The sequence below is a fragment of the Allomuricauda sp. CP2A genome (assembly GCF_001683915.1).
Lineage (GTDB): Bacteria > Bacteroidota > Bacteroidia > Flavobacteriales > Flavobacteriaceae > Flagellimonas.
Genome location: NZ_LXTT01000017.1, coordinates 1 through 6,779, shown reverse-complemented (window position 1 = coordinate 6,779; position 6,779 = coordinate 1). Strand labels below are relative to the sequence as shown.

At 38.3% G+C, this 6,779-nt stretch carries 8 protein-coding genes; 3 read left to right on the top strand and 5 right to left on the bottom strand.

Annotation, left to right across the window (positions count from 1 at the left end; all coding sequences use genetic code 11):
- Window positions 1-625: 625 nt before the first annotated feature.
- The 3 genes from A7D14_RS01550 (at window position 626) to mobB (ending at window position 3,741) form a co-directional block, all read left to right on the top strand.
- Window positions 626-1,864: a site-specific integrase gene (locus tag A7D14_RS01550; RefSeq protein WP_067029236.1), complete on the top strand. Its 1,239-nt coding sequence runs from the start codon at window positions 626-628 to the stop codon at window positions 1,862-1,864.
- 263 nt (window positions 1,865-2,127) lie between these two features.
- Window positions 2,128-2,712 carry a BfmA/BtgA family mobilization protein gene (locus tag A7D14_RS01545; RefSeq protein ID WP_067029234.1) on the top strand — a complete coding sequence of 195 codons (585 nt, stop codon included), beginning with the start codon at window positions 2,128-2,130 and terminating at the stop codon, window positions 2,710-2,712.
- Window positions 2,713-2,718: 6 nt separating this feature from the next.
- Window positions 2,719-3,741 (top strand): MobB family relaxase, encoded by a 1,023-nt coding sequence (gene mobB / locus A7D14_RS01540; RefSeq protein WP_067029232.1) that lies wholly within the window; start codon window positions 2,719-2,721, stop codon window positions 3,739-3,741.
- Between the two features lie 158 nt (window positions 3,742-3,899).
- Here the strand turns inward: mobB and A7D14_RS01535 are convergent, their stop codons facing one another.
- From A7D14_RS01535 to A7D14_RS01515, 5 genes are all read right to left on the bottom strand, one after another.
- Window positions 3,900-4,910, bottom strand: a complete 1,011-nt coding sequence (locus A7D14_RS01535) for a serine protease (protein WP_067029230.1) — start codon at window positions 4,908-4,910, stop codon at window positions 3,900-3,902.
- 6 nt (window positions 4,911-4,916) lie between these two features.
- Entirely contained in the window at window positions 4,917-5,444 is a 528-nt protein-coding gene (locus tag A7D14_RS01530) for an aspartate-ammonia lyase (RefSeq protein WP_218058495.1), read from the bottom strand.
- A complete protein-coding gene (locus A7D14_RS01525) occupies window positions 5,395-5,706 on the bottom strand; it encodes a hypothetical protein (protein WP_067029226.1) in 312 nt (103 codons plus the stop codon). The genes A7D14_RS01530 and A7D14_RS01525 overlap by 50 nt, the downstream gene beginning before the upstream one ends.
- A gap of 161 nt (window positions 5,707-5,867) precedes the next feature.
- Window positions 5,868-6,371, bottom strand: coding sequence for a hypothetical protein (locus tag A7D14_RS01520; RefSeq protein ID WP_067029224.1), 504 nt, complete (start codon window positions 6,369-6,371; stop codon window positions 5,868-5,870).
- Window positions 6,372-6,449: 78 nt separating this feature from the next.
- The coding region (locus tag A7D14_RS01515) for a hypothetical protein (RefSeq protein ID WP_218058494.1) at window positions 6,450-6,779 on the bottom strand (330 nt) is incomplete at its 5' end.

Here is a 6,779-nt window from a genome sequence, read left to right as displayed (position 1 = left end):
CTGCAATCAAAACCTCTAAACTTGATTGTGTCAATCATGTAAGGTGGACCAGTAATGGCTTGGCTGGAACACCGGTGGCAAAAATCTAAATCTTGTAATTTATACAGCTAGTTTAAAAATGACAATCAAAGTTCTTATTATATCTGCTTGTCGATAGGGCGAATAGATACTCATCTTGTTTGTGATGAGATTTTGAACTCACAAAAATTCCTTTGTCTATTTTGATTTAAAATTAAATAAAACAAGATGGTGTGGTTTGATTTTAAATATCGATATTTACGTTGTGAAAATCATTATTTCACACGAAGATGTCCTATGGGATGTCCTATTTTGGGAAAATCGACATAATATTCTGGATATTAATGGGTTAGCGCCTCTTCAAGAGGTCAGTCATCCCGACTTACCTTATTTAAGTAAAATCAAAACACTGTTAATCTTATGATTTTCAGTGTTTTGTGTTTTTAGGCATATCGTTTGAATTCATTTAAAACCATCTAAAATCATATCAAGCGTGTTCCCATCGGGAGCAAACACTTACAGTTCTTGTTGTAACTTTAAATGACTTTTAGAACCATTTTTCTTGTGTTTTGACTTTCACAGTATTAACACTCTAAAAGGTTGCAACATGCAGAAAAACAATCGTTTAACAATTAATTTCTTTACAAGAAAGCACAAGGTGCAATCCGAGAACCGGATTGTCTATTGTAGGATCACCATCGATGGAGAGCGTACCGATTTTAGCATAAATCGGGAAATTAAAACCAATTTATGGGACAATAGCCGTAAAAGGGGCAAGGGATTTTCCAATTATGTCATCTCCCTTAACAAGTACCTTGACCAAATTTACACGGGCTTGCATGAGGCCCATAGGCTATTGATGGCAGAAGAGAAGGTTATCACCCCTTTGGCCATAAAAGCAAGGTTCTTTGGGGAAGATGATGGAGGCAAGACATTGAAACAATTGATTGCCTATCACAATGGAACCATGCACACGTCTTTGCGTCCGGGAACAAGAAAGAACTACCATATTACCGAAAAATGTATAAGCCTCTTTTTAAGAGAGGAATATGGAATCGAGGATATAAAACTTAAAAAGCTGAACTACCGTTTTATATCTGATTTTGAACAATACCTGAGAAAATACAGGCCATCGACAAGAACCAAGTGCACCAACAACGGGGCCATGAAACACATGGAACGGCTTAAGAAAATGTCGAGGTTGGCCGTTCGGTTGGATTGGATAGCAAAAGACCCTTTTGAAAACTATAAACTGCGTTTTGAGAAAACCGAACGGGAATATTTGACAAAACGGGAATTGAGGTTGATAGAAGAAACCACGTTCACAAAGGAGGGGGTTGAGAAATGTAAGGATGTTTTTCTCTTCTCGTGCTATACCGGACTATCCTATATCGATGTCAAGGCATTGACCCCAGACCACCTACTTAAAGGAATAGATGGCAATGAATGGTTGTTCACCAAAAGGATAAAGACGGACGAAAAACTCAAAATCCCCTTACTTCCACAAGCAAAGGAGATCATCAAAAAATATGAAGATTCCGCAGAAAGAAAGATGATGAAAGTCCTATTGCCTGTTTATAGCAATCAAAAGGTAAATTATTACTTAAAGGAAATCTGCAAAGCCTGTAAGATTTACAAGAAAGTGACATTCCATACTGCAAGGCACACTTTTGCAACAACGGTAACCTTGTCCAATGGAGTCCCTATAGAAACCGTCTCAAAGATGCTCGGCCATACCAAATTGTCCACCACACAGATCTATGCAAGGGTACTGGAACACAAGATAGGGGAGGACATGCAAAACCTAATAGAACATATGCAGACTAGCCGATCAGCCGAAGGATGATAAGGTAGTATTCATTCGGTCCCGCTTGCGGGACGTAGGGAATAGCAAGAGGGTGATGCGCAGATTGCGCCATCACGGTTGTTTTCGGGTCTTCAACAAGTTGAAAACCAGTTAATTGAGATGTTTAGGAAATACTGTGCATAAAAGGAGGCTACAGTAGACTTTTCCGAAATCTACAGTAAACCCTTTGGGAAGCCCTGTAAACACTGGAAATTTTTGACGAAAAAATTGACGCAATTTCACTAAAAAATAAAATTCGGCCCATGGAAAAGCAATCAACAAAGGAAAGGACAAAGAAAGGAATAGGTGGTTATTCCAATATCACGGTAAAGAAGGAAACGGCCACACGCTTTCGCAGCTATTCCAAAAAGTTCGGCAAATCGCATAGCGAGGTGTTGGATGGAATGATACAATACTTCAAGGAGAACAGCCTTGACCCTTTTGGGGAGGGAACAAAGATTATCGTTGATAGTATCAAAAAATTGGAGGTGAAGATGATGAAAAAATTCGATAGGATTATCGCCATTATCAAGAACATGGAAAAGACCAGTATCCGGCCCACCTATGAAATGATGTTGATTCTTTACGAGGCCTATGTAAAGGATGGAAGGAAACCGAGACGGGAACCTGTCCAGATACAGGAAGAGCGAATGGATTTTTTGGAGCCTAGAAACACCGTTCCTAAAGTGGATCATGAGAGAATACTCCGTGAATTTGAAAGCTATAAAAAGCGTTGCAATGAAATGCTCCACAACGTTGAAAAGATAGAACCTATGATGGGAAAGCCCTATCTGAAAATCAATATGGGCATCGGGGAGTTTGAAAAATTAAAGCACCATTTAAGATAAACGGCTATGTACCTTACTATCTCGGCACAGAAAATGGGCAGTACCTATAACTCCAGTGTAGGGAACTATGTGGACTATCTGGAAAAGGAAAACCAGGACAGGTTGCCCGAACTCAGGGAGGAATTCTTTGACCAAGAGAACGACAGCGTAAGCCCTGAAACGGTCATCGAGGATATAGATGCCAATACCGCGAAACTGAGACAGAAGGATCCGAAATTCTATTCCATAGTGGTCAGCCCCAACCAAAGGGAGCTGAAAGCGATTGGCAATGACCAGAACCTGTTAAGGGAATACACTAGGAAACTTATGGAGGACTATGCCAAGAGTTTCCATAGGAACCAAGAGGTCAAGGCCGAGAACCTTAAATATTATGCCAAGATTGAGCATGAGCGCACCTACCGGGGCTTCGACAGGCAGGTTCAGGAGAATGCACCTTATCGAGGTGAAATAGCAAGGCTCAGGAACGAGATACGGAAAGTGGAACGGGGCGAATCCATCGGGAATGTCAAAGAGCTTGAAAAGAGGATCGCAGAGCAAACAAGATTGGCCCCGCATAAACAGAACGGGCAATTGGTGGCAGCAGGGATGCAAAAAGAGGGGCCACAGACCCATATCCATATCATAGTCAGCAGAAGGGACGTGACGAACACCTATACCCTATCCCCAATGGCCAAGCACAAGGCATCCGAGGTTGAATTAAATGGAAAGACGGTCAAGAGAGGATTTGATAGGGACAGCTTTTACCAATCAGCGGAGAAGACCTTTGATAGGACAACTGGTTTCAAGAGAAACTATGTGGAATCCTATGTAGGGAGAAAGGCCCATGCCAAGGAACCGGGAAAGTTCTTTGCCAAGGTGATGGGACTGCCCACCCAGGAAAAGGACATGGCCTTTAAACTGCTTAAAACAATGGGGGTCAAAGCTCCAAGTATTCCAACAAATAAAGTGCAAATAGCTGCCAAGATCATCAAAGCTCTTGGGAGGGGTATTGATAAGGCCAGGAGCACAGGTGAGGACATGGGCTACTGAAAGCCAACAAGTAGGTTGCGCCCTTTCGGGTTTTTGCTTCACGCTTATCTACCGGAACACTACAAAAACCCGTCAGGATCCATGCGCAAAAGTTGGAGGTAAGATTTTGGGGGCTTGCAGCGCGAAACATGGTTTCGCTTGCTTAATTAAATGAATAATTACAACAGAGTACAGAATCCATCTTCAAGAATTTCAAAAGGTAACTGAACACAACCATCATTATTTTTAAAATCATTTTCAATAATTTCTATAATTTCATTGGCACTTATAGCAATACCATATCCAAGTTGATCTAACTTTTCGGGTTGCTCTATGTCCGGCAGGATGTTGACAATTATTCCAACCACGGTTCCAAATTTATTTAAAACAGGGCCTCCACTGTTTCCGCCTTTGACCTTTGCATTTAAAATGATATAATCAGTGGATTCACCATACCTTAGCTCTTGTGCAACGACATTTCCTTTAGAACTCTTTTGGATTGAGTTAATATGTGCAGTATCATTTATTTGGATAGCGTCAAACGTTGCCAAGGGAGGATACCCCATGGTTAGAATTTCTTCCAAAACCTCTGGCTCGCCGAACATTAATTGCTTTACTCCCTTAAACGGACACCCTTTGGTCTGGATGATTGCAACATCAATTTGAGGATTTTTAGAAATAGAAATTCTTTCTGGGATTATAGGATGGCCTAAAGGATCATTTATAATGACTTTCTTGAAATTTTCTATGCAATGTTTAGCAGTAACAATTAAGTTATCCTTTACAACAAAACAAGTCCCTATGCTATGGTCCCCAATTTCGTCCAGAACTACAATTTTTAAAACCGATTCGGAAAAGGTTTTTTGGATTAATTGAAAACCCTGAACTAAGAAATCATATCCACCATATTCTCCTAGACCTGCATTAAATTCTAGATTGATATACTTATTCCCAAGAATAGGAACATTCCTTTGATTGCCAAAATCCAACAATGCCCCCTCATTTTTTAAACGCTCACAATATTTATAGGTCTGCCTCAAAAGTACAGGGTCAATATTTTCGCCTATTTTCGACTTATGAACTCCACCATTGGCTCTTAGGAAACTTTCTATATCTTTTTTCATTTCAAGGGTTGACCTTCCTCCCTTTTCATGAAAATGTGCCATGATTTTACCTGCTAAGAAATCCATACTATGTTAGAAGTTAAAGGGTAATAATGACCAATTATTTTTTCTGTTTAAATCACTTTCATCAAAGTCATTATGGTTAAACCACCTGAAATCTACTTCTTTTCTTTGCGTACCGTCTCTCTTTGGAGTTTTAATGTAATTGCTATAGGTTTTTTCAACTTTTTCGCTCAACGTATCGTAAGGATAAATATAATAGTCACATTTTCCTTCTTCGAGTAAGTTGACCAAAATAACATATAGGTTTGGATTATTTTTTCTCAAACAAATATCTTTATTCAGTCTCCATCCCTGTTTGTTTCCTTTTGACATTGTTTTTACCTGAACTGCAATTATTTGGTTGGCACTTAAGTCTGTTGCTAACAAGTCAAATAATGGATTGTTTTTTGGCGTAGGGATAGCTAAAATGCCCCTATAGCCTAACTCAGCGCATACATAATATTCTCCAGTTACTCCTGTGATGTTATTTGAGTTTTGCATAATTGGATTATTCTTGAATTTTACTTTTAACTTTCCTAAGTCTTTCTTGGAACTCATTTAATTTTGGCCTTATGTCTGCCCTTTCAGTTGAAACTAAAGAATTGAAAACAGTTATGGCTTTTTCTAAAACCCTTATTTCTTCAGAGAGTAAATTTCTTTTTCGATACAGAATTGCCAACCTTCTATAAGGAAAACTACCCTCAAAGTTTTCTGAAATGTTGGTTTCATAAAGGGACATTGCTTCCAATATCTTACCTTCTTTCTCCAATTGTTTACCCATCAAGTTTCTATGTACTTGGGCATCGAAGTTGTCCCTCATCGTTTATTTGATTTTTAACGGTTTGCGTCGATAAGTTTAGCATTAGAATCTGGATTTTATAGGCTTGTGCCAGTATAAGATTCGCTTGAAGATTGTGATTTTCTTTGGGTTGCCTATACTTATTGATACATGTTGTGAGTAGATGTAGTTGATTCACTTCATTAAATAAATAAGCTTTTACATTTAAGCTTTATTTGTTCCACAGCATCTACAATATCATTTAAGTCCAAAATTTCTCCATGAATTATTAGAGTATTATCGAAAGAGTTATACCCTCTGTGGCAAGATTCTCCAATTGATAAATATAACGATGGATTCATTGCCAAATCAGTATAAGAGTAGATATCCTTGTCTTTAAAAAAATCATCTAACAATTCATCATAATGTTCAAACTTATTCCTGAATTTTCTGCTCTTCAAAACACTTTCAGAGTCGATTTTTATAAGTTTCCTAAGTTCTTCACCTCTTACTTTATATTTTGATTTTGCTGGCCATAGAATTTTAGAAATATTACCTGATGATATTAAAATGGATTGTATACTTGACCAAACGGCAGTTTTATCAAAGTCATCAACAGCTTCCTTCAACCTCTCGTAAGAATTTGATACAAGTTCAGCTTGGAAAATTAATTCCGAAACAAAAGCACCTACTCGAATAAGTTTCATTGTTGTTTTGAACTCTCAGGAAATAAGCTTTAAAAGAATAATTATAGTGCAAAAAGTATAGTGCAGCGAATTCTGCAATCACTTTAATTCAGAGTATATTACCTTGGTTATCATGTCAGGTTCTATATCGAGTAAATCTGCAAGTCTCACTATTTCTCCCATAGTGAACTTGTCAGGATGGTTCAGCTTGACCATATACCTGCCATAATTTATACCAAGTGATTTTGCTATTCGGGTCGGATATAATTCTGCAAGTGTGTACATCTTTCGAATTTTTCCCGTCTCGAACATTGAACCTATGGAAACCAGTGCAGGGTCTTTATGATCATCTTTTTTTGTCATGGGTGTATTTGTTAACCCTAAAATGACAAGTAATTCATTTATAGTACTGTAAAATATACTTATAAT

What these genes read in the sequence shown, in the direction of transcription:
- A7D14_RS01550 (WP_067029236.1), top strand. Translation starts at nt 626, where the DNA reads ATGCAGAAAAACAATCGTTTAACAATTAATTTCTTTACAAGAAAGCAC.
- A7D14_RS01545 (WP_067029234.1), top strand. Translation starts at nt 2,128, where the DNA reads ATGGAAAAGCAATCAACAAAGGAAAGGACAAAGAAAGGAATAGGTGGT.
- mobB (WP_067029232.1), top strand. Translation starts at nt 2,719, where the DNA reads ATGTACCTTACTATCTCGGCACAGAAAATGGGCAGTACCTATAACTCC.
- A7D14_RS01535 (WP_067029230.1), bottom strand. Translation starts at nt 4,910, where the DNA reads ATGGATTTCTTAGCAGGTAAAATCATGGCACATTTTCATGAAAAGGGA.
- A7D14_RS01530 (WP_218058495.1), bottom strand. Translation starts at nt 5,444, where the DNA reads ATGAGTTCCAAGAAAGACTTAGGAAAGTTAAAAGTAAAATTCAAGAAT.
- A7D14_RS01525 (WP_067029226.1), bottom strand. Translation starts at nt 5,706, where the DNA reads ATGAGGGACAACTTCGATGCCCAAGTACATAGAAACTTGATGGGTAAA.
- A7D14_RS01520 (WP_067029224.1), bottom strand. Translation starts at nt 6,371, where the DNA reads ATGAAACTTATTCGAGTAGGTGCTTTTGTTTCGGAATTAATTTTCCAA.